This window comes from Altererythrobacter ishigakiensis, assembly GCF_001663155.1.
Classification (GTDB): domain Bacteria; phylum Pseudomonadota; class Alphaproteobacteria; order Sphingomonadales; family Sphingomonadaceae; genus Erythrobacter; species Erythrobacter ishigakiensis.
In genome coordinates, this window is record NZ_CP015963.1 from 618,118 (window position 1) to 644,728 (window position 26,611).

26 protein-coding genes are annotated in these 26,611 nt (G+C 57.6%); 14 read left to right on the forward strand and 12 right to left on the reverse strand.

What is annotated here, in order from left to right; all coding sequences use genetic code 11:
- Window positions 1-135: 135 nt before the first annotated feature.
- A complete protein-coding gene (locus tag A6F69_RS03030; RefSeq protein WP_067597187.1) occupies window positions 136-930 on the reverse strand; it encodes a helix-turn-helix transcriptional regulator in 795 nt (264 codons plus the stop codon).
- 84 nt (window positions 931-1,014) lie between these two features.
- Window positions 1,015-1,869 carry a pantoate--beta-alanine ligase gene (gene panC, locus A6F69_RS03035; RefSeq protein ID WP_067597189.1) on the reverse strand — a complete coding sequence of 285 codons (855 nt, stop codon included), beginning with the start codon at window positions 1,867-1,869 and terminating at the stop codon, window positions 1,015-1,017.
- 87 nt (window positions 1,870-1,956) lie between these two features.
- On the opposite strand from panC, the gene A6F69_RS03040 reads away from it, so the two are divergent.
- From A6F69_RS03040 to A6F69_RS03055, 4 genes are all read left to right on the forward strand, one after another.
- A complete protein-coding gene (locus A6F69_RS03040; RefSeq protein WP_067597192.1) occupies window positions 1,957-2,766 on the forward strand; it encodes a division plane positioning ATPase MipZ in 810 nt (269 codons plus the stop codon).
- Between the two features lie 3 nt (window positions 2,767-2,769).
- Window positions 2,770-3,069, forward strand: coding sequence for a J domain-containing protein (locus A6F69_RS03045; RefSeq protein WP_067597194.1), 300 nt, complete (start codon window positions 2,770-2,772; stop codon window positions 3,067-3,069).
- Window positions 3,070-3,131: 62 nt separating this feature from the next.
- A complete protein-coding gene (gene pgmG / locus A6F69_RS03050; protein WP_067597196.1) occupies window positions 3,132-4,535 on the forward strand; it encodes a phosphoglucomutase/phosphomannomutase PgmG in 1,404 nt (467 codons plus the stop codon).
- 56 nt (window positions 4,536-4,591) lie between these two features.
- Window positions 4,592-7,042 (forward strand): ligase-associated DNA damage response DEXH box helicase, encoded by a 2,451-nt coding sequence (locus A6F69_RS03055; protein ID WP_067597198.1) that lies wholly within the window; start codon window positions 4,592-4,594, stop codon window positions 7,040-7,042.
- A 96-nt stretch (window positions 7,043-7,138) separates the two neighbouring features.
- Here the strand turns inward: A6F69_RS03055 and A6F69_RS03060 are convergent, their stop codons facing one another.
- From A6F69_RS03060 to A6F69_RS03080, 5 genes are all read right to left on the reverse strand, one after another.
- Window positions 7,139-8,521, reverse strand: coding sequence for an amidohydrolase family protein (locus tag A6F69_RS03060; RefSeq protein WP_144573513.1), 1,383 nt, complete (start codon window positions 8,519-8,521; stop codon window positions 7,139-7,141).
- A gap of 256 nt (window positions 8,522-8,777) precedes the next feature.
- Entirely contained in the window at window positions 8,778-9,221 is a 444-nt protein-coding gene (locus tag A6F69_RS03065) for an ExbD/TolR family protein (RefSeq protein ID WP_067597204.1), read from the reverse strand.
- Between the two features lie 32 nt (window positions 9,222-9,253).
- Entirely contained in the window at window positions 9,254-9,784 is a 531-nt protein-coding gene (locus A6F69_RS03070; protein WP_179946166.1) for an ExbD/TolR family protein, read from the reverse strand.
- Between the two features lie 76 nt (window positions 9,785-9,860).
- Complete coding sequence (locus A6F69_RS03075) at window positions 9,861-10,634, reverse strand: MotA/TolQ/ExbB proton channel family protein (protein ID WP_067597207.1); 774 nt, start codon at window positions 10,632-10,634, stop codon at window positions 9,861-9,863.
- 64 nt (window positions 10,635-10,698) lie between these two features.
- Window positions 10,699-11,349 carry a TonB family protein gene (locus A6F69_RS03080; protein WP_067597208.1) on the reverse strand — a complete coding sequence of 217 codons (651 nt, stop codon included), beginning with the start codon at window positions 11,347-11,349 and terminating at the stop codon, window positions 10,699-10,701.
- A 410-nt stretch (window positions 11,350-11,759) separates the two neighbouring features.
- On the opposite strand from A6F69_RS03080, the gene A6F69_RS03085 reads away from it, so the two are divergent.
- The 3 genes from A6F69_RS03085 (at window position 11,760) to A6F69_RS03095 (ending at window position 14,346) form a co-directional block, all read left to right on the forward strand.
- Window positions 11,760-12,551: a hypothetical protein gene (locus A6F69_RS03085; protein WP_245638273.1), complete on the forward strand. Its 792-nt coding sequence runs from the start codon at window positions 11,760-11,762 to the stop codon at window positions 12,549-12,551.
- Window positions 12,552-12,626: 75 nt separating this feature from the next.
- Window positions 12,627-13,046 carry an acyl-CoA thioesterase gene (locus A6F69_RS03090; protein ID WP_067602339.1) on the forward strand — a complete coding sequence of 140 codons (420 nt, stop codon included), beginning with the start codon at window positions 12,627-12,629 and terminating at the stop codon, window positions 13,044-13,046.
- The gene (locus A6F69_RS03095) at window positions 13,039-14,346 is read left to right on the forward strand and encodes a homoserine dehydrogenase (protein ID WP_067602342.1); all 1,308 of its coding nucleotides are present in this window, start codon (window positions 13,039-13,041) and stop codon (window positions 14,344-14,346) included. The genes A6F69_RS03090 and A6F69_RS03095 overlap by 8 nt, the downstream gene beginning before the upstream one ends.
- Here A6F69_RS03095 and A6F69_RS03100 read toward each other — a convergent pair.
- Both A6F69_RS03100 and A6F69_RS03105 read right to left on the reverse strand, forming a co-directional pair.
- Complete coding sequence (locus tag A6F69_RS03100; RefSeq protein WP_067597210.1) at window positions 14,330-14,878, reverse strand: hypothetical protein; 549 nt, start codon at window positions 14,876-14,878, stop codon at window positions 14,330-14,332. The genes A6F69_RS03095 and A6F69_RS03100 overlap by 17 nt on opposite strands.
- Window positions 14,879-14,920: 42 nt before the next feature.
- Window positions 14,921-15,598: a hypothetical protein gene (locus A6F69_RS03105; RefSeq protein WP_144573511.1), complete on the reverse strand. Its 678-nt coding sequence runs from the start codon at window positions 15,596-15,598 to the stop codon at window positions 14,921-14,923.
- A 58-nt stretch (window positions 15,599-15,656) separates the two neighbouring features.
- Here A6F69_RS03105 and glpX point away from each other — a divergent pair, with 58 nt between their 5' ends.
- The 3 genes from glpX (at window position 15,657) to A6F69_RS03120 (ending at window position 20,981) form a co-directional block, all read left to right on the forward strand.
- Window positions 15,657-16,652, forward strand: a complete 996-nt coding sequence (glpX, locus tag A6F69_RS03110) for a class II fructose-bisphosphatase (RefSeq protein ID WP_067597219.1) — start codon at window positions 15,657-15,659, stop codon at window positions 16,650-16,652.
- A gap of 64 nt (window positions 16,653-16,716) precedes the next feature.
- Window positions 16,717-19,935 (forward strand): bifunctional cytochrome P450/NADPH--P450 reductase, encoded by a 3,219-nt coding sequence (locus A6F69_RS03115; RefSeq protein ID WP_067597221.1) that lies wholly within the window; start codon window positions 16,717-16,719, stop codon window positions 19,933-19,935.
- Between the two features lie 110 nt (window positions 19,936-20,045).
- Entirely contained in the window at window positions 20,046-20,981 is a 936-nt protein-coding gene (locus A6F69_RS03120) for a ribose-phosphate pyrophosphokinase (RefSeq protein ID WP_067597229.1), read from the forward strand.
- Window positions 20,982-21,009: 28 nt separating this feature from the next.
- On the opposite strand, the gene A6F69_RS03125 is transcribed toward A6F69_RS03120, so the two are convergent.
- The 3 genes from A6F69_RS03125 to A6F69_RS03135 form a co-directional block, all read right to left on the reverse strand.
- Window positions 21,010-21,903 (reverse strand): helix-turn-helix domain-containing protein, encoded by an 894-nt coding sequence (locus tag A6F69_RS03125; protein WP_144573510.1) that lies wholly within the window; start codon window positions 21,901-21,903, stop codon window positions 21,010-21,012.
- Window positions 21,904-21,968: 65 nt separating this feature from the next.
- Window positions 21,969-22,931 carry a helix-turn-helix domain-containing protein gene (locus A6F69_RS03130; RefSeq protein ID WP_067597233.1) on the reverse strand — a complete coding sequence of 321 codons (963 nt, stop codon included), beginning with the start codon at window positions 22,929-22,931 and terminating at the stop codon, window positions 21,969-21,971.
- An 84-nt stretch (window positions 22,932-23,015) separates the two neighbouring features.
- Window positions 23,016-23,987, reverse strand: coding sequence for a helix-turn-helix domain-containing protein (locus A6F69_RS03135; protein ID WP_067597235.1), 972 nt, complete (start codon window positions 23,985-23,987; stop codon window positions 23,016-23,018).
- 85 nt (window positions 23,988-24,072) lie between these two features.
- On the opposite strand from A6F69_RS03135, the gene hisN reads away from it, so the two are divergent.
- The 4 genes from hisN to A6F69_RS03155 all read left to right on the forward strand — a co-directional run bounded on the left by hisN (window position 24,073) and on the right by A6F69_RS03155 (window position 26,576).
- On the forward strand, window positions 24,073-24,855 hold the full coding sequence (gene hisN / locus A6F69_RS03140) for a histidinol-phosphatase (RefSeq protein WP_067597236.1): 783 nt from the start codon (window positions 24,073-24,075) through the stop codon (window positions 24,853-24,855).
- Between the two features lie 136 nt (window positions 24,856-24,991).
- Window positions 24,992-25,195 (forward strand): 50S ribosomal protein L35, encoded by a 204-nt coding sequence (gene rpmI / locus A6F69_RS03145; RefSeq protein ID WP_067597239.1) that lies wholly within the window; start codon window positions 24,992-24,994, stop codon window positions 25,193-25,195.
- Window positions 25,196-25,222: 27 nt separating this feature from the next.
- Window positions 25,223-25,582 (forward strand): 50S ribosomal protein L20, encoded by a 360-nt coding sequence (rplT, locus tag A6F69_RS03150; RefSeq protein ID WP_067597242.1) that lies wholly within the window; start codon window positions 25,223-25,225, stop codon window positions 25,580-25,582.
- 97 nt (window positions 25,583-25,679) lie between these two features.
- Entirely contained in the window at window positions 25,680-26,576 is an 897-nt protein-coding gene (locus tag A6F69_RS03155) for a helix-turn-helix domain-containing protein (RefSeq protein ID WP_067597245.1), read from the forward strand.
- Window positions 26,577-26,611: the final 35 nt, after the last annotated feature.

Below are 26,611 nucleotides of genomic sequence, written 5' to 3' on the forward strand. Positions count from 1 at the left end.
CTCAGGGCCGCTCGGCATGAAACCCGAAAGGCTCTTAATGCCAATCTTGGAATTGGCCGTAGCATTACTGTAACATACTGGCTTGTCCCCTAGTTGGGGGTCAAATGAACGTTCACACGCCTTGCGAGGTGACAGTCACGTCAACCAGCGGGGACGATGCGCGGCCTCGCGGAAATGCTTGCCTGGAGAGATCAGGCCGAGCGATACTGCGCGTACCGCCGCGGCAGTCCGATCAGACACACCAAGTTTGCCAAAAATTCGCTTCACGTAACTGTCGACCGAATTCTTGGTTATGCCTAGAATCTCGGCGATCACGGCGTTACTTTTCCCTTCGCCAATCCAACGTATGACATCGAGTTCGCGCTGGGAGAGGTCAGGCACGTGTTCCTTAAATGCGCCCACGAGCCGGCAATATTGTAGGAAGCACAGTTGTGCTGCCATCTGGATTCGTCGAACGGCTTCGTCGTCGAGCAGTCCGGGTTCTTCCGGCATTCCAACGCCCACAAATCCCGAACGCGCATATGGTCCGGTACAGTGCGCGGCGACACCTTCGCCCATGCCATCGTTGCGCAGCTTCGCAAGATAAGCCAGTCCGCGCTCATCCACGTTGCCAACGCTTTCAGCATCTGACCATTTGAATGCCGATCCTCGATTGAGTGAGAGGTTAGGCAGCGGATCGTCCCAGCGTCCCGAGTCTTTGTAGGCTCGCTCCCACACTTTCGGGAAGCCTACATTCCAGAACACGCGGCCCACTCGGCGGTCAGCCACGACCGGTGCGAGAAAATACACCCCGCCGAAACGGATCGCCTTAAGGGTTTCGTAAATCGCGCGGCGGAACGACACGATCGTATCCGCTCCCGCGATTAGCCCCAGAGCCTCCCAATAGTCCAAACGATCCTGCGCCATGATCTCCCGCCCAAGCGCCTTCATTAGAAGTAAGGCTTAGCCGCTTTGCATTCCAATTTCCAAACAGCTGATTAACTTCAATTGATTACGTAACTTGGGATACAGCATTCAACCTACCTGCATATTGTCGATCAATCGCGTTCCACCAATCCGCGCGGCAACGAGAAGACGAGCGGGCCGCTCTAGAAAAGAATCTATTGGATTTAGTGACTTAGTGTCTACAAATGCCGCATAATCAACCGAATCAAAGCCACTTTCAAGCAATACTCTCTGCAAGGTTTGGAGCGATACAGACGGGCTTTGCCCGGCTTCAATCTCTGCAATTGCAAGCTGCATTGCGTTAGGTAAGGCAGCTGCTGCTGCACGATTTTCAGGTGAAAGGTAACGATTTCGGCTGCTCATCGCCAATCCATCGGATTCGCGAACGGTCGGTACGCCGATAATATCCTCTACATGTGGGCGCGTTAGATCGAGATCGCGCGCCATCGCGCGGATTACAGCCAGCTGTTGGAAATCTTTCTCGCCAAAGAAGGCCACATCCGGCGTCACCTGATTGAACAGCTTGCAGACAACGGTTGCCACCCCATCGAAATGGCCGGGTCTGAAAGCCCCACAAAACCCCTCACTCACACCGCTAACAGATATATTCGTGACGAAACCATGCGGGTACATTGTTTCGATTGCGGGCGCCCACAGCAACGCCACGCCCTCGGAATCAAGCATGCTCGAATCTTCAGCCAATTGGCGCGGATAGGCATCAAGGTCTTCATTGGGGCCGAACTGGGTTGGATTAACGAAGATTGACGCTACCACATGATCACACATCGCCCGCGCCTCGCGCACCAGTGTCAGATGCCCCTCATGCAGCGCTCCCATCGTCGGGACTAGCCCGATGCTGCTCCCGTCGGCACGAAGCTCTGCGAGCGATTTTCTCAACATGTCGAGTGATTTGACGGTTTGCACGGCAGTGCCCCCTCAAGTATGATTTACCGTGTTCCCTAGCGCGCCAGATATGCGCGAGACAAGCAATTCGAGAGGCTACTTACCTTTATGTCTGCACCCGCTCCGCACCGGATCGTATTTGCCAATGAAAAGGGCGGGACGGGCAAATCCACCACTGCCGTGCATATCGCCATCGCGCTGGCCTATCGCGGTGCGCGGGTCGTCGCGATCGATCTGGACCAGCGCCAGCGCACGATGGCGCGCTATCTGGAAAACCGCGGAGACACTGCGGCGAAGCGCGGAATTGCTCTGCCGACGGCAGATTGCCGAGTTTATGAAGGCGATATCGAAGGTCTTGAAGCGCTTAGCCGTGATCTGGGCCAAAACGCGGATTACATTGTCTTTGACACGCCGGGTCGTGACGATGAGTTGGCGCGTCATGCTGCGACAGAGGCGGATACGCTGGTCACACCGATGAATGACAGTTTCGTCGATTTCGACCTGATCGGTCAGGTTGAGGGCGAGACGTTCAAGGTCAAGAAGCTTTCCTTTTATGCAGAGTTGATCTGGGAAGCCAGAATCAAGCGTAGCCGGGCAACGATCGACCAGCATCGCCGCGAAATGGACTGGGTGGTTGTGCGCAACCGCACGGGCCACGTTGAAGCACGCAATATGGCGCGTATCGAACAGGCTCTCACCGAGCTGTCGAAGCGGGTGGGTTTCCGGGTTGCGCACGGCCTTAGCGAACGCGTGATTTACCGTGAACTTTTCCCTTCTGGCCTGACGCTGCTGGACAAGGGTCATTTGGGCGAGCTGGGTACAAGCCATTTGGTCGCTCGGCAGGAACTACGCGAATTGGTTGGCGCGCTTGCGTTACCCGAGTTCCTTCCGCCGCAGCCAAAGCTGGAGCTTGCATAAGCCATGATCCGTTTGCTGGTCATTGCGCTGATCCTGTCGCTGGGTGTGAAGCTGATTTTCGGGCGTTGGCCATGGGAATACCTGCGTGGGCGCTCCACCCGAGATAAGGCAATTGATCGGGCTCGGCAGTTGCTGGGTGTAGCGCCGGGTGCGAACCGACTTCAAATCATGGAAGCACATAAACGGCTGGTTGCTATGGTTCACCCTGATCGCGGCGGGACCAATGAACAGGTCCACGAAGCAAACGCGGCTCGCGACCTGCTGCTCGCTAACCTTCCGCCTGAAGTACCATCAGGCCAGTGACATTGGCCCAGGGGATCGGCTAAGGCCTGTCCAGAAATTCAGACAGCAACAGGCCACCTCTCATGACCCACAAATTCCACTCCACCGTGTTGCGCGAATACGATATCCGCGGGATTATCGGCGAAACACTCGGGCCAGATGATGCGCGCGCTATCGGCCGCAGCTTCGGCAGCCTGTTGACGGAAGCAGGTGGGCGGAAAGTTGCAGTGGGATATGATGGGCGCGTCAGCTCTCCTATGCTCGAACATGCGTTGATCGAAGGATTGACCGCGAGCGGTTGCGACGTGGTACGCATAGGCATGGGCGCTACCCCCATGCTCTATTATGCAGAGGCATCACGTGAAGATGTGGACGGCGGTATTCAGATAACCGGCAGCCATAATCCCGCCAATTACAACGGCTTCAAAATGGTATTTCAAGGCCGTCCGTTTTTTGGGGCCGATATCCAGAAGCTGGGCGAAATTTCTGCCAATGGAGAGTGGGTCGACGGTACGGGTAACGTTGAAAGCCACGATATCCTTCAGGAGTATGTCGATCGCATGCTCCAAGGGCTTAACGGAATAGATCCGGATTTGCTGACCGGGCTGAAGGTGGGCTGGGACGCTGGAAACGGTGCGGCGGGTCCTGCGCTGGAGTTGCTTGCTGCGCGCCTGCCAGGAGAGCATCATCTGCTCTACACTGATGTCGACGGGAATTTTCCAAACCATCATCCTGATCCCACTGTTGAAGCCAATTTGGCGGACCTCAGGGCGCTTGTCGCGGAGAAGAAGCTCGATTTTGGCATAGCTTTTGACGGCGATGGCGACCGCATCGGCGCAATCGATGGGGAAGGGCGCGTGATCTGGGGCGATCAACTGCTAATGATATATGCCGAAGATGTTCTGAAGGACCATCAGGGCGCGACTGTCATCGCCGATGTGAAGGCCAGCCGCGCATTGTTTGACCATGTTGCGAAATGCGGTGGTCAGCCGCTGATGTGGAAGACCGGCCATTCGCTGATTAAGTCCAAAATGAAGGAAACAAGTTCGCCGCTCGCAGGTGAAATGAGCGGTCACGTCTTTTTTGCTGACACATATTACGGGTTTGACGATGCGCTTTATGCAGGTGTTCGCCTGATTGCGGCCAGTGCTCGACTGGGTAAATCGGTCACGGAGCTGCGCGGTTCGATGCCTGACATGCTTAACACACCTGAGATGCGCTTCCAGGTGGATGAAAGCCGCAAATTCGCCGCGATTGATGAAGTCAGCGCGCGCCTCGCCGATAGCCCGGCTGACGTGAACGCCACCGATGGTGTGCGGGTCACGACAGCCGACGGTTGGTGGCTTCTGCGGGCATCGAACACTCAGGATGTGCTGGTCGCGCGCGCAGAAAGCGATACTCAGGACGGGCTTGAGCGTCTGTTGGCGCAGATTGACGAACAACTGGCCTTGAGCGGGCTAGAGCGCGGAGAGAGTGTAGGGCACTAGCCGCGAGGTTTTCGTGACTTGACGGAACTGCCTTGGGGCCTGAACGATCCCGCCTCGTGAGTACGCCTAAGCCTGTTCCAACGGTTCCAACCGAAATATCCGCTTGGTTTTCCGGGCGCGGGTGGCGTGTGCGGCGCCACCAGGCAGAGATGCTGGCCGCTTCGGATGCGGGCAAACACGCGCTGCTGGTGGCGGATACCGGTGCAGGTAAGACGCTGGCGGGGTTTCTGCCGACATTGGCGGATTTTGCGCCTTCCCGGCTCGCAGGTAGCGAGCTGCATCAGGGCCTGCACACACTCTATGTTTCGCCATTGAAGGCGCTGGCGCATGATGTGCAGCGCAATCTGCTGACACCGATTGAAGAGATCGGCTTGCCCATCCGGGTCGAAACGCGCAGCGGCGACACGCCGTCTGATCGAAAGAAACGCCAGCGGGTAAAACCGCCGCATGTCTTGCTGACGACGCCGGAGAGCCTCTCACTGCTGTTGAGCTATCCTGACAGCTTCGAGATGTTCAAGGGCCTCAAGCGGGTGGTCGTGGACGAAGTGCATGCCTTCGCGACTGGCAAGCGTGGCGATCTGCTCGCGCTCTCGCTCAGCAGACTGCAAGCTATCGCGCCTGACATGCAACGCGTGGCGTTGTCGGCCACAGTCGCCGATCCCGAAAGGTTTTGCGGGTGGCTCGCGCCTTGGGGCGATGTCGATTCGATCCAGCTGGTCGAAGGCGAGCAAGGCGCAGAGCCCGAGGTCGATATCCTCTTGCCGTTCGAAGAGCGCGTACCGTGGGGCGGGCACGCCGGGCGTTGGGCGATCCCGCAGCTGTACGAAGAGATCAAGCGCAACAAAACCACGCTCGTCTTCACCAACACGCGCTTTCTGGCGGAGTTCATTTTCCAGTTGCTGTGGGATGTGAACGAGGATAATTTGCCTATCGGCATCCATCACGGCTCACTCGCGGCAGAGGCCCGGCGCAAGGTTGAAGGGGCGATGGCACGCGGCGAGCTGCGGGCTCTGGTCTGCACCGCAAGTCTGGATCTGGGGATTGACTGGGGCGACATCGACTGCGTGGTGCAGATGGGTGCGCCCAAGGGGTCATCGCGGCTGCTGCAGCGGATTGGCCGCGCCAACCACCGGCTGGATACGCCCAGTCGCGCGATCCTCGTCCCCGGCAATCGCTTCGAATTCCTTGAGGCCACCGCCGCCAAGGATGCGGTTGATGCGGGTCAACGCGATGGTGAGGATTTTCGGGCGGGCGGGCTCGACGTGTTGGCGCAGCATGTGATGGCCTGTGCATGTGCGGGGCCGTTTCAAGAGGACGCGCTGCTTGGCGAAGTGCGCTCGACGCTGGCTTACAGTTGGGTCACACATGAAGATTGGCAGCGCGTGCTCGGCTTCGTTGAGAATGGCGGATACGCCCTGCGTGCGTATGACAAGTTCAAACGGATCGTAAGGGACAGGCAAGGCGTCTGGCGGCTGACCCATCCCGAGCATGCCCAGCGGCACCGTATGAATGCCGGCATCATTATCGACAGCGAAATGTTGACTGTGCGGTTCAAGAACGGGCGCAATCTGGGCCGTGTGGAAGAGCGTTTCGCGGCTACGCTATCTCCCGGTGACACCTTCTTCTTCGCGGGTCTCAGCCTGGAAGTTGAGCAGCTCAAGGATATGGACGTGATCGTGCGCGCAGCGAAGAAAAGCGCCACGATCCCGAGCTACGGCGGTGCGCGTATGCCGCTGACCACACATCTGTCATCGCGGGTGCGGGAAATGCTGGTCGATCGTGCGGGCTGGGCACGTTTCCCAAATGATGTGCGCGAATGGCTGGAAGTGCAGGACTGGCGCAGCGAGATGCCCGGGCCGGGCATGCTGCTGGTTGAAAGCTTCCCGCATTACAAGAAGCACTACAGCGTCTATTACACGTTCGAAGGCTGGAACGCGAACCAAAGTCTCGGCATGCTAATCACGCGGCGGATGGAGGATCGCGGGCTGCAACCGGGTGGCTTCGTTGCGAATGACTACTCGCTGGCGGCGTGGGGGTTGAAGCCCGTCACCGATCCCGCACCGCTGCTCTCGCCCGATATCCTCGAGCATGAATTTGTCGAATGGATTCAGGAATCGCACTTGCTCCGCCGCGCATTTCGCGAAGTTGCAGTGATCAGCGGACTGGTCGAGCGCCAGCATCCGGGCAAACGCAAAACCGGCAAACAGGTCACCTTCTCGACTGACCTGATTTATGACGTGTTGCGCAAGTATGAGCCCGATCATGTGCTGTTGGAGGCTGCCTGGGCCGATGCGAAGGCGCGCATGACTGACGTGGGTCGGCTTGCTGATCTGCTCGAACGCTCAGAGCGTGAATTGCGTCATGTCGAGCTTGACCGGGTCAGCCCGCTCGCGGTCCCGGTGATGACGATGATCGGCCGCGAAGCCGTGCCGCAAGGCGCAATCGACGAGGAACTGCTGCTGGAGGCAGAGACGCTTGCGGGCGAGGCGATGCGGATTGATATTTAGACCCGAAAGCGGATTGTTGCTTCACTTCATTGTCTAGAGCTGAGCATCTGCTCTTCCCGATCAGGGCAAACTCTCTCAAGCGCGTTTCATTGAGATTCAGAGCCCTACTATCGAGGGATCGATACCTTGTGCTTCTAGAGCTTCGACCAGATTGCGCTGAGTTCGCGCAGTATCGTGTTGCGCCGCTTGGACCAGATGAAGATCCAAGGCCGCTCTGTCGATCCATTCCCCACCCGCGACGACGGCGGAAATCGATCTCATTGCGGCAAGCTCCTCGGTTGGATCGTCATCCAGTAGAACAATATCCGCCCGGAATCCCTCGGCTATCCGACCTGACGAATCTGCCTCATCCAGCGCGATCGCCGCATTGATGGTCGCAGTGCGAAGAACGTCGACTGGAGCAAGCCCCGCTTCCTCAAGCAATTCGAGTTCGTCAATCAATGAGACACCGGGGATATTTGTGAAGATCCCGGCGTCGCTTCCCGCCACAATGAGAGCACCTTCTTCCAACAGCATCCGAACCATGGTCTTGTAAAATTCGAAGGCCGCTCGGTTCCGGACAACATCCTCGCTTGCCCACCGCTCATATTCGGCCTGGCTAAGAGCGACCAGCAAAGGGTTGAGACGCTCTGTGCCTGGCCGCTGAAGATATGCGCCTTTGGTCTCGGCTACTTTGAGGAGATTGTAGAACGCGAGCAGTGTGGGGTCGATTGGGACCCCGGACGCGGCAACCTTGCGTGCCAGCACTCTGCCGGCATCCTCATCATGGCGATCTCTGAGGCCGTGCCAGACAATCGATTCAACGTGCTCGATTGTGACAAATCCGTCGTCGAGGATTTCCTCAAACGCAATTTCGAACGGGACTTCGCGCGGCACTCCCGCCGCTCTGACACCCTCCGGCGTATGACCCATGACGCTCATCCCCAGCCGATTTGCTTCGTTCAGCACCGCCTCATACGCTTCTCTTGTCAGGTTCGAATAGACCTTCAAGCTGCGATAGCCTGCTTGGTGCTGTTGTTGGACCGCCGCGCGTGCCTCATCGGCTGTTGTAACGATCTGGTGATTTACTTGTTCGTTCGGGCCTGGGCTGTTTAGGATGGGACCTGTCGTAATCAGCCGAGGAGCTGCAATTGCTCCCTGATCTATCTCTTGGATCAGGCGAAGATGAAATGGCATCCCCGATGCGTTGCGAATTGTGGTGACGCCGGCCGCCAAATATGCGCCTAGAGATGCCCGGTCCCAGACATGCACGTGCATGTCGACCAGACCAGCCATGGCTATGCGACCATTGCCATCAATGACTCTTACAGAGCTGGCCCGTTCGGTTTCTTGAGTCGGTCTAATTCGAGCAATTCGACCATTTTCTACAAGGATCGACATATTGCGATCGAGCCGCGCATTCTCTTCATCGATGTGAAGTATTTGCACGTTCTTGATGAGAATTGATTCGCTGTCTCGTGCGTGGGAAGGCGCTGCCACGATCGACAGAAGAGCCACAAAGCTGAAAAGAGAAAGGGTTCGAAAAAGGGCCACGGTATTCCTCGCCAAGAGCTATCGCCCTTAGCCTTGCGTAAGCGCCTTCTGCAACTGTATCCATCGCAGATATGAGAGCTCTGCTAAGTGTTCACTCCAAGATGTGTGATGACATCGCGGCGGTAACCTGCATTCAAGCTGCGCGTAAAAAAAAGGGGCGGGATAGTCCGCCCCTTTCTCATCTTTGTCTTGTAGCTAGCGTTTACTGCTGGCCGCCAGAGCCAAAGGTGCGATATTTCTCGTTCCCGACGAAACCGAACTTGGTCACGCCCGAAGCTTTGATGACATTCAGCACGCGCGCCGAAAGGTCATAGCTGGCCAGCGCTTCCGGCTCGAACTGAAGCTCGGGTTCAGGATCGATCGTCAGCGATTGCTGCAGGTTCGTAGCAAGCTCGCTCATTGTGATCGGCTGTGCGTTCCACAGGATCTCGTTCTGTTGAGTCAGAACCAGCTTGTTCTTGATCGGATCGATCGGTGGTGGGTTGTCGTTCGGGGTAGGCTGCGGAAGGTCGATATCGACCGAGTGCGTGGCCACCGGGATCGTGATGATGAACATGATCAGCAGAACGAGCAAAACGTCGATCAACGGCGTCATGTTCATTTCCATCATCGGCGAGCCGTCGTCTTTACCGCCTGACATTGCCATAGGTGCGTACTCCTAAATCTTATTTGGGCGGATCAGATACCCGGTTCGACCGGGTTCGAGATGAAGCCGACCGTTGGGTAACCAGAAGCCTGAACATTGTAGATGGCACCAGCCACACAACGCCAGGGTGCATTCACGTCACCGCGGATGTGGACCTGCGGAATGCGCTCTGGATCTTCCATGATGGCTTCGGGGCCGCCAGCGGCAGTCACGATTGCGTCGAGACGGGCGAAAGCTTGGTCGTAGAGCTCTTCAGAAGTCACCGGGGTGATGTTGTTGAAGTAGATACGGCACTCGCCGTTCCGCGATGCACCTTCAAAGCCAGGCTCGCCTGCGCTCCGGCCGGCAGCATCTGTCGTGCTCACGGTCAGCAGAAGGTTTTCGACCTTATCCTTCGATTCGATCGATTCCATCACCGGAATCTCAAGCTTCTCGATAGTCTGGATTGCCACCGGAACAGCGATGAGGAAGATGATCAGAAGCACCAGCATCACGTCCACCAGAGGCGTGGTGTTGATGTCCGACATCGGGGTTTCGGCCCCACCGCTCATCGAAATAGCCATTGCTAAATCCTATTCGTAATTTTCGCCAAGGGTTGTTGATGGCGAGGGCCAAGGGCCCCCGCCTATCATCAGGCGATTAGGCCTTCGGTGCAGTCTTTACGCCAGCAGCAGTCGTAGCCGGCTTTGCAGCGGCGCGAGCAGGTGCTTTGGTTGCCGGACGAACTGCGCCGTTCGAGCTAAGGTTTGCCAGAAGGTCAGTCGAGAAGCTTGAAAGCGCCTCCGCGATACGGCGGTTGCGGCTCTGAAGCCAGTTGTAAGCAAACACGGCGGGAACAGCCACGAACAAACCGATGGCGGTCATGATCAGCGCTTCACCAACCGGACCTGCAACCTTGTCGATCGACGCTGAACCGGCAATGCCGATGTTGATCAGCGCGCGGTAGATACCGATAACCGTACCGAGCAGACCAACGAACGGCGCGGTTGCACCAACCGTTGCGAGGAACGGCAGGCCGCCGGCGAGCTTCGCGTTGATGGCGTCTTCCGAACGCTGCAGCGAACCGTGCATCCAGTCGTGTGCTTCGAGCTTGTCAGTCATCTTGCCGTGCTCGTCTTCAGCCTTGAGCGCGTCATCGGCAACCTGGCGCCATGCGCTGTTCTTCTCAAGCTTCGTCGCGCCTTCCTTGATCGAGCCAGCCTGCCAGAACTTGCCCTGCACGTCGCGCTTGTACTGCTTCATCACTTTGTTCTGCTCAAGCAGTTTGGTGATGAGGATGTAGAACGAACCAACACTCATGATGATCATGATGGCAAGAATGAACCAAGCGACCGGGCCGCCCTGTTCCATGGCTTCCATGAAACCAAAGCTGTTTTTAACTTCAGCCGCATTTGCAAGAAGGTTGATAGTCATTGCGAATAGTCCTTTTAAAAATAGTCCCCAAGGGGCGCAGGCTCTCTCTGATCCTGGCTGTCCCTTAATTCAGTCGATAAACAATACTGGTGCTGTATGAGCCGGTTGTCGGGTTACCCGCTGCATCAAGTGCAGGGTTGAACCGCGCATAGCGCTCCATCCCGCGGCACGCTGCGTCGTCAAGTACGCTAGAACCACTTGAACGGGAAACACGGCAACTACCAACGCGGCCATCAGGTGTTACGCTGACACTCACGCCGACCACACCTTCTACCTCTTCACGCAGTGCACGCGACGGATAGTTTTCCTGAATGCGGGCCGCCCAACGGCGTTCGCCGCGGGTCGTTGCGCCACGTGCCATAGATGGCGGCGCGGGCGGTGCCGGCGGCGGAATTACCAGCGCAGGCGGTGCCGGCGGCGGAATCGTCGGCTGCGTTTGAATTGGTGGTGGCGCCGGCGCGATATTGATTGGCGGCGGCGGAGCAACAGGCGGCGGCGGTGCCGTTTCCTGCGGCTCTGGCGGAGGCGGTTCATCCTCCGGCTCGGGCGGGGGCGGCTCCTCGACGTCGATCGTAGTCACGCGTTCGACTACGTTCTTCACCGCTGAAACTGCCAGACCACTGATGAAAAGGTAACCGACGAACACGTGGATCAGGGCGACAATTACAATCGCCGTGATACGGTTGCCGCTTGTTTGTTGGTCAGCGTAGGCCATCCAGTCGCTTCTCTCCATTCACTTTGCCGGGGTTGGGCCCGACAACTTGTTGCACCGCAAACCGTAATTTGTTTGCGGAGCGAAAACTCCAATTTGCTCCCTGACCGGGCTGCTCGCCGGCGACCCGGAAGTTTGCAGGGCGTCCCCCCAAGGGAACCTGCACGGAACCGAAGCTAATTAAATCCCCAACTTCGCATCAGTCCCTAAAAACGCGCTTTAACGGGCAAGCCTTGCCCGCGCAAACGCTTTATCAGTTAATTGCCGATTCACACGTGATTGTCTGCTATCTATAGGCCCATTGCAAGTGTGCTGTTCCGCAACGACTAATGATTATCGCGATATGCGATGCAATCTTTTTCGAGAATGATATTATGCTTCAAATCAGAAACTTGATCCTCTGGGCCTTAGGAGTGGCGGCGATTCACGTGGCGCCTGCTACGGCGCAAGATGGCGCGGCGCCCGTGCTACCCTCTTACGCAGAATTTGTTGAGATGGCAGATAGTGCGGAGCTGGTGGTACGCGCGAAAATAAGTCGCGCGATCGCTCTGGAGCCTGAGCGCGCACCCGATGTCGCACCCGGATTCGTTCGGCTCTATATTGAGGCAGAAACTCTAGCATTGCTGTCGGGCGCGGCCCCGCTCGGCGAGTCTCTGCGCTACCTTGTCGATGTGCCCTTCGATTCGCGCGGCAAGGTGCCCAAACTGAAGAACCGCGAAGTCATACTGTTCGCCCGCAGCGTCCCAGGCCGTCCTTCCGAACTTCAATTATCCGGCGAACCGGCGCAGCACTTTTATTCGCCTGAGTTTGAATCGCGTCTACGCCCAATCCTAACCGAACTGGCCGCGCCTGATTCGCCGCCGGTTGTGACGGGTGTGCGCGATGCCTTATCGGTACCCGGCAATCTGACCGGCGAATCAGAGACGCAGATATTTCTAGATACGCAAACTGGTGCGCCTGTATCGATCGCAGTTCTGCGGCGGCCGGGGCGTCCGGTAGCATGGGGCGTTTCCTGGGGAGAGATCATCGATCAATCCGCCCGCCCACCAGCTCCCGAATCGCTTGAGTGGTATCGGCTCGCCTGCGCATTGCCCGCGCGCTTGCCGTCCGAGGCCAATTTGTCGTCCAATGGCGCTTCGCGGACACAAGCTGAGCGTGACTATCAATTCGTGATGGGGGCATTGGGGCCCTGCTCGCGCGGTTGAGAGAAAGCTGACCTAGCGCGTCGCCAAGACAAATTGGTTCCCACAGGCCCTATGCCCGCGCTAGAGCGGTACGCGATGAAAGAGCCCTTCAAATATACATTTCGTGTGCGCTATGCCGAAGTCGACCCGCAGGCGGTCGTCTTCAATTCGCGCTATCTCGAATATGCCGACATCATGGTGACGGAATTTTTCCGTGATGCACGCAGTCGCGGCATGCCGGAAGATCTGGAATTCCATGTCCGCCGCGCCGAAGTGGATTACCTTGCGCCAATGCGAGTCGATGAGTTGATCGAGGGACGCATCAGCATTCCCAGGATCGGCAATTCGAGCATGGAACAACATATCACTTTGCACGGTGCTGACGATGATTCGCTCCGGGCAGAGATAAGGCTGGTTGCGGTGATGGTCGATTTGCCGACCGGCAAGCCAGAGCGTATTCCTGATAGTGCACGCGCAGCCTTTGGGCATCCCGTGACGGAGAATGTCGATGGCTGATACCTTGCGCATTGGGCTTGCGGGCCTGGGAACCGTTGGCGTGGGGGTGATCCGTCTTCTTGAGAAGAACCGCGAATTGCTGACGGCGCGTGCGGGAACGCAGTTGCAAGTCACAGCCGTCAGCGCAAAAAGCCGCGGCAAGGACCGGGGGGTCGATCTCTCAACATATGCGTGGGAAGACGATCCGGTCGCGCTTGCCGGGCGCGACGATGTCGACGTGGTCGTAGAACTGATCGGCGGTTCGGATGGACCAGCTCTGGCGTTGGCTGAGACCGCTCTGGCGTCTGGCAAGGCCTTTGTGACTGCCAACAAGGCAATGATAGCACATCACGGGCTTTCGCTGGCGACCACTGCCGAAGCGCAAGACGTCGCGTTAAAATTTGAAGCCGCGGTTGCTGGAGGTATTCCGGTGGTGAAGGGTCTGCGCGAAGGCACTTCGGCCAATGAGTTGGCGAGCATATACGGTATCCTCAACGGTACGTGTAATTACATCCTGTCTACCATGGAAGACACGGGTGCTGACTTTGCCAACGTTCTGGCCGAAGCGCAGGCGAAGGGCTTTGCAGAGGCGGATCCTACTTTCGACATCGAAGGAATTGATGCGGCCCACAAACTGGCCATTCTGGCAGCCATCGGCTTTGGTGCGAAACTGGATTTCGACGCCGTCCGTGTCACCGGTATCACGCGTGTTGGCGCAGCCGACATCGCGCAGGCCGATGCGCTTGGTTTTGTTATCCGTCTGATCGCTCAGGCGGATGTCGAACACACGGCAGAGGGCGACCGTTTGCTGCAGCGCGTGAGGCCATGCCTCGTATCGAAGGCGCATCCGCTAAGCGGCGTTGATGGCCCCACCAACGCGGTCGTGGCCGAGGGCAATTTTTCTGGCCGTTTGCTGTTCCAGGGCGCAGGCGCGGGCGAAGGTCCAACCGCCAGCGCGGTTGTGGCTGACCTGATCGACATCGCTCGCGATGAAGTTGGGGCGCCTTTCTCTATTCCGGTGGCAAACCTCTCAGCCATGGCACCTGCCGAATCGGGCGAACGGCTGGAGCGTACTTATCTGCGTTTCACTGTAGCCGATCGTCCGGGCGTCTTGGCAGAAATCACCGCTGCGATGCGCGATGCAGGCGTCTCTATCGAAAGCCTCATTCAGAAAGGCCGCGCTGAGGAAGGGGGCGAAGTGCTGGTTGCGATGGTCACGCATGAGGGCCCCGAACGTTCAGTGCGAAAAGCGATCACTCTTCTCGAAGGCTCTGACAGCCTGACAGCCCCGCCTCTGGTTCTGCCTATTCTTCCTGATTAGGATTGGTTTCGGACTTGTTTGCGTCTTCTGCGCTAGTAGCGATTGCCGTTCCTTCAGCATTACCGAGCGGGGGCAAACCTCGGGCAATGCGGTCCGCATCGGATCCGGCAGGGGCCTGAGGCAACGCAGTTACGTCAATGATGAGAGCCGGCGGTGGAGGGCACTTTTGTATCCCCGGCAGGCAACCGCGAATCGTCCCTCCACCACCTGGCGCGTGTTTGCCGGTGATACCTTCACCAGCGACTTCGACGGGTTGCTGCCCTTGCGTGCGCTTGGCATAATCCTTTTCCCACTTCTCCTTGTCGAAACCGCTGGCCGCCGCGTCATTGCGCTTGCGACACACGACAATCGTCCTTGAAACAGTAGCCGCGTCAATCTCTTCTTCGCATCTTTCCAAGTCGAAAGAATCCATGTCGCTATTGTCGCGAAGGGTCAGGTCCAGCACCCCGCCTTCGGGCTGAGTGACAGCGTCTTCCTGATCGGGAGGACCGGCTTGTTGCCCGTTGTCTTGAGCCCAAGCGGCTTGGCTCATCCCTGCCAGCAAAGGCAGAACATACCTTATGAGATACTTCATCTATTCAGGTGCCGATGCGTCAGCGTTCTGATCAGATGGGGGGGGCTGAAGGATCACGCTGGGAGCAGGCAAGCCAAGGTCGGCTTGGCTGACAACTCCATCTTCGTCATCATCATTCTCGATTGGCTGAAGTCCGCGCGCGATTCGGTCTGCATCAGAGCCAGCCGGCGCCTCGGGCAAGGCCTCTACATCAATGATCAGAGCCGGCGGCGGAGGGCATGGGGGGATGATGCAGCCAGTAATTGTCACGCCTGTCCCTATTAGTGCTGGATGCCCAGTGATGCCCTCGCCCGCTACATCGGGGGTGGGAATGGCGTCAGCATATTGCGTTTCCCGCGCGTAACGGTCGCGTGCACTATCGCGGCTCCCGCTGTAATAATTCGAATTGTCTTCCACGATCTCGCGGCAAACCACAATCGTGCCAGAGATCGTTGAAGCGTCCTGCTCCTCCTCGCATTGCTCGATACGTCGCTTATCGACAGGGCCGTCAGGAATCTCGACCAACAGGTCGACTTTTTCGGTTCGTTCAATCGGTTCGATATCGATTGGCTGCCGGACGGGGGGAGGGGGTGGTGTGTATTCAGGCGCAACTTCTTGTGCGACTGCCGGAGTCAGAATAGCCCAGACCAAAAGCAATGGGGTGCTTTTCCCGGTCCACCATGCGGGTCTGCTCGACAAGCGCCGCTCCTTCTGTTTAGGGCATCTGCCAAGACACACGTCAGGGACTGAATTGCTCATGAACACCGATCTTCTCGCTCAAAAGGAAACTGGAAGCAACGCGCTTGATCGCGTTTTGGTGCTGGAAATGGTACGCGTCACCGAAGCGGCCGCGGTTGCAGCATCGCAACTGATCGGGCGCGGCGACGAAAAGGCAGCGGATGCCGCTGCTGTCGAAGCGATGCGACGCGCATTCGATACGCTCTATATGGACGGAACGGTTGTGATCGGCGAAGGCGAGCGAGACGAGGCGCCAATGCTATATATTGGTGAAAAGGTTGGTGGCGCTCCCGGAAAGGGGCCGAAGATCGACATTGCTTTGGATCCGCTCGAAGGCACAACCATCACAGCTAAAGCTGGCCCGAACGCGCTTGCGGTTCTGGCCGCGGCAGAAGAGGGCAACCTATTGAACGCGCCCGACACCTATATGGACAAGATCGCGGTCGGCCCTGGCTATCCCCCCGATGTGATTGATCTCGCGAAATCGCCGACGGATAATGTGAAGTCGGTCGCGGCAGCAAAGGGAGTTGAGCCGCACGAAATCATTGTCTGTGTGCTTGATCGTCCGCGTCATGCAGACCTGATCGCAGAACTGCGTGGCCTCGGTTGTGGCGTAGTGCTGATCGGCGACGGCGATGTCGCTGGCGTCATCGCGGTGACGGACGAAGATACCACGATCGATATGTACATGGGCCAGGGCGGTGCACCTGAAGGTGTATTGGCGGCGGCTGCGTTGCGCTGCGTTGGTGGACAGTTCAATGGCCGGCTCGTGTTCCGCAACGAGGACGAAAAGGCGCGTGCGCGCAAATGGGGCATCGAAGATCTGGACCGGATCTACAAGCTTGAAGACCTCGCAAAGGGCGACTGCATCTTTGCCGCGACGGGGGTCACATCCGGATCTTTGCTGGACGGCGTTAAGCGACTGCGCGGGGGCAAGATGACCACCCACAGCGTCGTGATGCGGGCCAGCTCTGGCACTGTCCGTTGGATCAGAGGTGAGCACCGCGTGAAATAACACGCACTGATCTCAATGATTCAGCCCCCTTTGCGGCTTGGGCTTTGTCTGCCAAATAGCGGGCATGACAGGGACAAGTTCGCTCACTCCGATACCGCAACCACCCGGCAAGCCGCTGGTCGGCAATGCTTTGACGGTTGATGCCAATCGGCAGATCCAGTCGTTGATGGAACTGGCCGATGAGTATGGTCCTATCTTCCAGCTCGATATGATGGGCACGCCGCTCGTTATCGTGTCGGGAGCTGATCTGGTTGCCGAAGTGTGTGATGAGAAGCGCTTCGACAAATCGGTGCGCGGCCCTTTGAAACGACTTCGCCTGATTGGCGGTGACGGGCTCTTTACTGGAGATACCGACGATCCGAATTGGGCCAAGGCACATAACATCTTGCTGCCGTCCTTCAGCCAAAAGGCAATGGGCAGCTATCTGCCCATGATGACCGACATCGCCAGCCAGCTGGTCATGAAGTGGGAGCGGATGAATTCGGACGACGTGATCGATGTACCAAAGGACATGATCCGTCTGACGCTCGACACGATCGGCGTGTGCGGTTTCGGATATCGGTTCAATTCCTTCTACCGCGAGGATTTCCACCCTTTCATCGCAGCGCTCACCCGCACGCTTGAGACGACGCAGAAGCTGCGAGGAATTCCGGGCGAAAAGCTGCTGAAGCGGCAGCAGATTGAGCAGCTGCACGTAGACGCGCGCTACATGAACAATCTCGTCGACGAGATTATTGCAGAGCGCCGGAACGCTGGCAGCGAGGGCCCAGAAGACCTGCTCGACTTCATGTTGTCAGGGCGCGATGCCCTGACCGGCGAACGCTTGTCGGACGAGAATATCCGTTTTCAGATCAACACTTTCCTGATCGCCGGGCATGAAACGACATCGGGCCTCCTGTCATTCACGCTCTATTACCTGCTGAAGAACCGGGACGTGCTGAAACGTGCCTATGCCGAAGTGGACGAAGTGCTGGGCCGGAATATCGACCAGACACCAACGCTGAAACAGATCGGCCAGCTGCCCTATATTCGCGCGATCCTGTTCGAGGCATTGCGGCTTTGGCCAACCGCACCCGCTTTCGGCCTGGCGCCGTTCAAGGATGAGCTTCTGGGCGGAAAATATGCGATTCCGCAGGGCACGTTTACCACTGTGCTGATCCCATCACTGCATCGCGACAAGAGCGTGTGGGGTGACAATCCGGGGGAGTTCAACCCGGATAATTTCAGCGCTGAGGCAGAGGCTGCACGGCCAGCGCATGCTTACAAGCCATTCGGTAATGGCCAGCGCGCCTGCATCGGACGGCAATTTGCGATTCAGGAATCGATTCTGGTGCTGGCGATGATCCTGCAGCGCTTCCAGCTGTTCGACCACACCAATTACCAGCTCGACATCAAGGAAACGCTGTCCATCAAGCCCGACGAGTTTTTCATCAAGGCGCGGCTGCGGGAAGATGTCGAACGCGGCGGGTCAACTGCCCTGACTGACGATGAGAAGGATTCCGGCGCTGCCATCGCCGCTCCCGTACCTTCCCACGGTACGCCGCTGTTGGTGCTCTACGGCTCCAATCTGGGCTCAAGTGAGAGCTTTGCGCGCGAACTGGCGCAGCGCGGCGAATTTGGTGGCTTTGACGTAACCTTGGCAGAGCTTGATGCATTCGTCGGCAAGCTGCCGGACGCAGGCGCGGTGGCAATAGCGTGCGCGTCCTATAATGGCATGCCGCCAGACAACGCGGCGAAGTTTGTGAACTGGTTGGAGGATCTCGAAACGACATCAATACCGCTCAAGGGGGTCTGTTATTTCGTTCTCGGCTGCGGGAACAGCGATTGGGCGGCAACCTTTCAGGATGTCCCGCGTAAAATCGACGCAGCGATGGAAGCTGCCGGTGCGAAGCGGATCGTCGTCACCGAAGAGCTGGATGCGCGCGGCGACGTCGACACGCAGTTCCATGATTGGCTGGATGATCTGTTGCCGAAAGTCGCCGGCGCATTCGGCATTGATCTGGAACTGGCAGCCGTCGAGGACGCCGAGCCGCTTTATACTGTCGAGATAACTGACAGTGTCACTGCCAACCCCGTGGCAGAGGGGCTGGGCGCGCACGAAGTTACCGTGCTCCGCAATGTCGAGCTGAAGAATCTCCAGATCGATGATCCCCGTTCGACCCGTCACATTGAGGTGAAGCTGGCAGAGGGCATGAGCTACCAGCCGGGCGATCACTTATGCGTCGTGCCGGTCAATGACGAAAAGGTTGTTGAACGACTGCTCAATCGTTTCAACCTCGATCGGGACACCTACATCCGGGTCGAATCGCGCAGCGAAATGCGCGGGCCATTCCCCAGCGGCAGCACCTTTTCCGTGTTGCGACTGGCGGAGAAGGCAGGCGAGCTGCAAGCCGTCGCGACGCGCAAGGATTGCGCGATGCTGGCCCGCTTTGTCGAATGTCCAAACTCGAAATCGGCGCTCGAGGCACTAGCTAAGCCAGCCGGTGAAGACGGCACCGATCTATACGCGACCGAAGTGCTGGCAAAGCGCAAATCGGTGCTCGATCTGTTGGAAGAGTTCCCGGCATGCGATTTACCGCTCGGCGTATTCCTCGAACTCATTCCCTATATGAGCCCGCGTTATTATTCGATTTCGTCGGCGCCCGACGCCGCGCCGGGACAGTGCTCTATCACTGTCGGCGTGGTGAAGGGGCCTGCACTGTCGGGCAAAGGCACGTTCAAGGGAACATGCTCGAATTACCTCGCAGAGCTTCAACCTGGGGATACGTTTAGAGCCATCGTGCGCAAGCCAACGGCGGATTTCCGGCTGCCAGACGATCCTGCGCAGCCTATCATCATGGTCGGCCCCGGCACCGGTATCGCGCCGTTCCGCGGCTTCCTGCAGCAGCGTGCTTTGATGAAGGAGCAGAGCAAGGCGCTGGGAGATGCCATGTTGTTCTTCGGCTGCCGACACCCCGATCACGACTTCCTCTATCGTGAAGAGCTGGAGCAATATGCCGCAAATGGCATCGTCAATTTGCAAACGGCTTTTTCCCGTGCAGAGAGCGGGCGTACCTATGTTCAGGATCTGATTGCGCAGCAGGCCGATCAGGTGTGGGATCTGATTGAGCGGAGTGCGCGAATCTACATCTGCGGCGACGGAGCGAAGATGGAGCCTGATGTGCGGCGCGCACTGGTCGCGATCCTCGCTGACAAGCGCGATTGCAGCAGCGAAGAGGCCGCCGCTGAAGTCGACAAGATGATTGACGATGGGCGCTATGCGCTCGACGTGTGGGTCGGTTAAGTCATCAATCAGGGCGCGCAGTTGAGGACAAGTCTGTGATGCACTCTGTTGCGTTTCCATGACTCTCCGCTAGGCGGGTTCAACCAGATGTTTTGGGGGATTCGCGACTCATGAAGATCATGTCCGGCAACTCGAACTTGCCGCTCGCTAGGGCGATTGCCGCCTATCTGGAACTCCCGCTTACGGATGCTAGTGTCCGCCGGTTTGCCGATGAAGAGGTCTTCATCGAGATCAATGAGAATGTTCGCGGCGAAGATGTGTTCATCCTTCAGTCGACAAGCTTTCCGGCCAACGACAACCTGATGGAATTGTTGATCGGGATAGATGCGCTACGTCGTGCATCGGCTCGCCGGATCACTGCGGTAGTCCCTTATTTCGGTTATGCCCGCCAAGACCGGAAACCCGGACCGCGCACGCCGATCTCTGCCAAACTGGTAGCGAACCTTATCACAGAAGCCGGTGCGGATCGCGTGCTGGCGGTGGACCTGCATGCGGGGCAGATTCAGGGCTTTTTCGATATTCCGACTGACAACCTCTATGCTGCGCCAACTATGGCGGCTGATATTCAAGCCCGTTATGGCGACCAGGACCTGATGGTGGTCAGTCCTGACGTCGGTGGTGTGGTGCGCGCACGGGCGCTGGCCAAACGCCTCGACAACGCTCCGCTTGCCATCGTTGACAAACGCCGCGATCGTCCCGGCGAAAGCGAAGTCATGAACATCATCGGCGATGTGAAGGGCCGACACTGTATTCTGATCGACGATATCGTCGACTCAGGGGGCACGCTCTGTAACGCGGCGCAAGCGCTACTCGATCAGGGCGCCAACAGCGTCGCTGCTTATATTACGCACGGCGTTTTGTCTGGCGGTGCTGTGGCTCGTGTCGATGGCTCCGCCTTGAAGGAACTGGTGATCACTGACACAATCCGCCCAACCGAAGCCGCCGAGGCGTCAGAACGTATTAGGGTTCTGACAATTGCTCCGCTGATCGGTGAAGCGGTGCGCCGGATTGCTGACGAAAGCTCGGTCAGCTCTTTGTTCGACTGACCGGCCACCAAGAGAGCCGGAACCAACATCAACCTTGTTTCGGCAGGAACGGCTTACGCATCCAAGGCCGCACTGCCCCCGGGGCGATACGGTCAAGTAGTTCAAGCCGGCGCGCTTGTCGTATCTCGAGACTAAGCGTGAGAAGGGCATTTCGTTCCGCCCGAAATGCGTGTGGTGTTAACCCGAAAAAGCGTGTGAATTCATGAATTTGATGCGACTGGTCGAAGAAGCGCAAGAAGATCTCCTCTTCCGCCTCATCTGCCACGCCGCACAATCGTGCCGCGAGATCAAGAATTCGCGCTCGCCGCAAGACTTGCTTGGGTGTCAGGCCAAAGTCGCGTCGGATCGTGCGTTGTAGCGTTCGCGTGGTGACGCAATGTTGGTCTGCAAAGTCAGTCACAGACTGGTTTGGGTCTGCAAAGGCAGCTTCTTCAAAACGTTGTGACAAGGGGTCAGGCAGTGGGGCTTCACTGCGAACAATGTGCTGCCGCAGCCAATGCTCGAGTTTTTCCAGCCAAGTGCTTGCCTCAATTCCCGGATGATAGAGCCCTGTCACCTCTTTGTCGGGAATGCCAATCTCATTAAAGTAACTGATCCGTTGCAACATTGTGCCATCATTCACCCCGAACAAAGCGCGCATTGCCCCTGGTCGCAGCATCATGCCAGCGACCTTGATGGGGCCTTTGTATTGGAGGGGCATGGCATGATCATGCTGGCCGCACAGAAACGTCTGTCCGGAGATGTCCATCGTTCGATCAGCCGTTTCGACGGTCCAATGTGCGTCGACTGCAGTGCGAACATAGGCGGCATCGTTGCACAGTACACCGTTCGCAGCGGCATCAGGCGTGGCATGAGTGATCGCCACCATCACGCGGCCAACCCAAGGCGAAAGATCATCCGCTGGTGAGCGGTTGAAAGACAAGGGTACGCCTTCGTTGCTTTCCCCCGTTTCAGGGAGATGGGCTTGATTGTCGTTGGGTGCCAGTGTCAGTTAACCTCTAAAACAAACCACGGGCGGAGCTCGCCCGGGGCAATTCGGTGAAGCTCTTCCAGTCGCCGCGCTTGCCGCTGTTCCAGTGTGATCGTCAGCAGCGGACGAGGCTGCGCGCGGAACTTGTGCGGCGTCACGCCAAAGAACGATGTGAAGTCGCGGATAAAATGCGACTGATCGAAATACCGCAGCATCATTTCGTTTTCCTCATCCTTGTCTGCCACGCCGCAAAGCAACGCTGCCACATCCAGGGCACGCGCTCGGCGCATGACGGTGCGGGGCGTCAGACCGAAATCGCGTTTCACGACACGCTCAAGCTTGCGCAGACTAATGTTGTGGCTTTCGGCAAAATCGGCCAGCGACTGGTTTGGATCTTCGAAAGCAGCGAGTTCGAATGCAGTGGCAATCGGGTCGGGCGGATCAGGGTCGACGCGCGCGATATAGCGTCGCAGCGCTTCTTCCATGGCCAAGTTCCAGTCCGTTGGCGCATGCTTATCGGAGAACACATCTTGAATGTCGTTGGCTAGCAATCCGAAGATATCAACGCGCTCAATATGATCCACGATGTCGTCAGCTCTGCGTCGGGTAAGCGCATAGAAAGCACCTGCGCGCAGGCCAAATCCGGCCGACATGATATCGCCGGTGCAGGAGAGCGGCATGAACTTCGAATGCTGACCGAATTGCAGCACTTCATTTTCGTAGGTCCCATGCCCTTCAGCAGTCATCGCTGTCCATCGGCCATTGAAGATGTAACGGGTATAGACCAGGTCATTACACATCCCGCAGGCTATTAGCATATCGGGATCGTTTGTTGCCTTGGCAGAGACCAGGCGCGCGACCCATGGGTCAAGGTCTTCACTGGCCGCTCGGTTCTCCGACAGTGGCAAACCATCGCGTGACGCACCAGAAAGAGGTGCCAGATTTCGACGCCAAATTTCGGCGTCCTTATCCTTTGCCATCGGATGCGCCCCCCCAACTACATCGAACCGGGCGTATAACCGATTCCTCGGAATTTCTCCTAAAACCCGGACTTTGCCTCTTTATCAGCCCAGTTTGCGCCAAGGCAAGTCACCACCCGGATCGATCCGGCCCAGCACTTCCATCCGCCTTGCCTGGCGGGCCTCCAAAGCGATCGCGAGCAATGGGTGTTTGTTGGCTGCAAATCGCTTCGGCGTGTTATTGAAAAAGGCGCTGAACTCCCGGATCATGTGTGACTGATCATAATAACGCAGCGCTATGTCCTCGGCTTCGGCTTCGTCCGCCACGCCGGCCAGATGGGCGGCAATATCCAGAGCGCGCGCGCGGCGCAGGACCTGCTTGGGCGTTTGGCCGTATGCTTTCTTGATCATCCGTTCGAGTCTGCGCCGTTCGATCGCATGTTCGCGTGCGAAATCACCCAGCATTAGATTGGGGTTCGCGAAGCAAGCCTTGTCGAAAGCCTCGACGATGGGATCGGGCTTTTTCGCGCGGGTGGATTCGACCAGTTGGATCAGTAGTTTTTCGGCAACCCTTAGCCATCGCTCAGGTGGGCCTGCCGGGTCGAACCACTCGATCAGCTGGTTGCTATTACCCCAGAGCTGATCACCATAGATGTCATCAAAATAGATGATCCGGTCCAATGTATCTGAGAGCTTCGGGCCGTGAAAAGCGGCAACCGCGCCCGGTTTCAGCGCAACGCCTATCGTGGCAAAACCGCCTCTGATCTGCACCGGCATTATTCTGGACTGCGGACCGAAGAAGGCGGCAGCCCTTTCGTAACGACCGGTGCCATAACGGGTTTGGGCTGTCCATTTACCCCGGAACAATACGCGCAAGATCGGCGTATCGGCGCACAGCCCGCAATCGATCAGGTGATCGTCTGATGCTTCGACATCGACTACGAAAAGTCGGGCCACCCAAGGTGCCAACTCGTCACAGGGAGCCCTGTTGAGTGAAAGCGGTCCGCCCGCCTTGGTCATGCCAAAGCGAGAGCGCATAGCTGTTTCATCGCCGCAGCGATTGTCATCATCAGCCATTGCTTTATCTGTGTCCCCGGTTTCGGATTTTACCCCAAAGTGCGACCCGGTTAATCGGGCTCTATATGATTTGAAAGGCTTTGTCATGAACCCGTCTGATATTGCATTGGCTCAGCGCCTGGCAGATGCTGCTGGCAATGCGATACGCCCCCTATTTCGCGGAGATTGGCGCGAAGAGACAAAGGAAGATCACACCGCAGTAACCGAGGCAGATCGCGCCGCCGAAGCGGCAATGCGTGCGATCCTCGAGACCGAGCTGCCCGACGATGGCGTGATTGGCGAAGAATACGGCACGCGAAATGAAGGGTCCGGGCGGCAGTGGGTCTTGGACCCGATTGATGGCACGCAAAGCTTTGTCGCTGGTCGCCCGATTTTTGGCACTCTGATCGCGCTGATGGAGGACGGCTGGCCGGTGCTGGGTGTGATTGATCAGCCGATCTTAGGTGAACGCTGGATCGGTGTGATAGGTGAGGGCACGACTTTCAACGGCAAGCCTGCGGCCACACGCCGCTGCCGTTCGCTTGAGGGTGCGAGCATCGCTACCACTAGCCCGCATGCCTTCGCAGAACAGGAAGTCGACGCTTACTTGCGCGTCGTAGCCAAGGCGTACCCCAAGCGCCCCTATCCGGTATATGGCGGGGATTGCTATAACTATGGCCTGCTGGCTTCTGGCCATTTGGATATCGTGATTGAAAGCGGTTTGAAGTTACATGACTATGCCGCGCTTGTACCAATAGTCGAGGGCGCTGGTGGGCAAATGAGCGACTGGCAGGGCAACCCGCTGGACGCGGATAGTGACGGCAGCGTGTTGGCTCTGGGCGAACCGGCGCGGCTGGAAGAGGTGCTAGAGGCAATGGGCGGGGTTTAGCCGCTCGGCCCAAACCGCTTGCATTCTGCGACAGAATCGCTATTCCGCGCGCCTTCACTGACACGTGATCATCTGCCGGTCTGGCCGTTAGGGCTGCCAGGGCTGGTTGGACGTGTCTCTGTATTAGGAGATAGAAATGCCCAAGCTGAAGACCAAAAGCGGTGTGAAGAAACGCTTCAAGATCACCGCAAACGGCAAGATCAAGCACGGTGTGGCCGGTAAGCGTCACCGCCTGATCAGCCATAATGCGAAGTACATTCGCCAGAACCGCGGCACCTCTGTTCTGTCGGAAGCCGACACGAAAACAGTCAAGAAATGGGCCCCCTACGGGCTCGATTGAGCGCGCTGGTTTTAAGGAGAATTTGAAATGCCTCGCATCAAACGCGGCGTGACCACTCGCGCCAAGCACAAGCGGATTTTGGACCAGGCCAAGGGCTATCGCGGTCGCCGCAAGAACACCATTCGCATCGCTCGCCAGGCCGTCGAAAAGGCTGGCCAGTATGCATATCGCGATCGCAAGGTTAAGAAGCGCAACTTCCGCGCTCTCTGGATCCAGCGCATCAACGCTGCGGTTCGCGCTGAAGGCCTGACTTACTCGCAGTTCATGCATGGCGTTAAGCTCGCCGGTATCGAGCTGGACCGTAAGGCCATGGCGGATCTCGCCATGAACGAGGAAGGCGCATTCAAGGCGGTTATCGCACAGGCGAAGTCTGCACTTCCTGCGTAAGCAAATAATTCGCAACCGTATTTGAGGGGCGCCGGAGGATAACTTCCGGCGCCTTTTCATTTGTATCTTCGCACTAATTGCGCCAAACCCTTGCTCAATGTGGGGGTCGCAGCAAAACGAGGGGTCTGAGCCCGAGTATAATGTGCGCAGCCGTTTTTTTGCGCCACCGCCGGAATTCGATGGTTGCTTCACGACCTTCTACCATCTCGATCTGACTGTCGAAGATAGCGCGACGATCAGCGATCATTTGCAACCGGAATGGGCTGGCATCCGTTTTTTGTGCGGTTCGTTGCCGACTGCGCAGTTGGGGAACTTCTCGGTCGACCGTCCGCGCTTCGTCGCAAGCGGCCCCAGCTCTTTGCCAACCCATTTCGAGATCGGAACGACTCGGTTGTGGGGTATCGGATTTCTGCCGCTTGGCTGGTGTCGCTTTCTCGACGTTGAGGCTGCGAGCTTGGCTAACACCGTTCACGATGGCGAAGCGCACGCGACCTTTGCCAAGTTCGCCCCGCTCACGGAAATACTGTGCGATCCATCGATCGATGATCAGACACAGTTCGAAGCTATTTCAGAGACCATGCGCCGCCTCATGCGTGAAACCCGAGATGACGATAAGGTGATTCGGGTGCATCGAGCCATGGTCGATGAGAATGTTGCTTCCGTGACCGATTTTGCAGAGGCAGCGGCTGTCAGCATTCGTACGCTGGAGCGGATTTGCGGGCGCCACTTCGGGTTCGCCCCAAAAATTCTGTTAAGGCGACAGCGTTTTATGCGTAGCTTGACTACATTCATGCTGCATCCTGGTGGCAGATGGACCGAGGCCATGGACGAGCACTACCATGACCAGGCTCAGTTCACTCGCGAATTTCATACCTTCATGGGTATGCCACCCAGCGCCTATGCATCGATGGAACATCCCATTCTGTCTGCCTTTGTTGAAGCGCGGGCGCGGATTTGGGGTTCTCCGGCGCAAACTTTGGACAAACCGGACTGATTGCGCTTTGCCATAAGGCGCATTTCCCGCTAGCG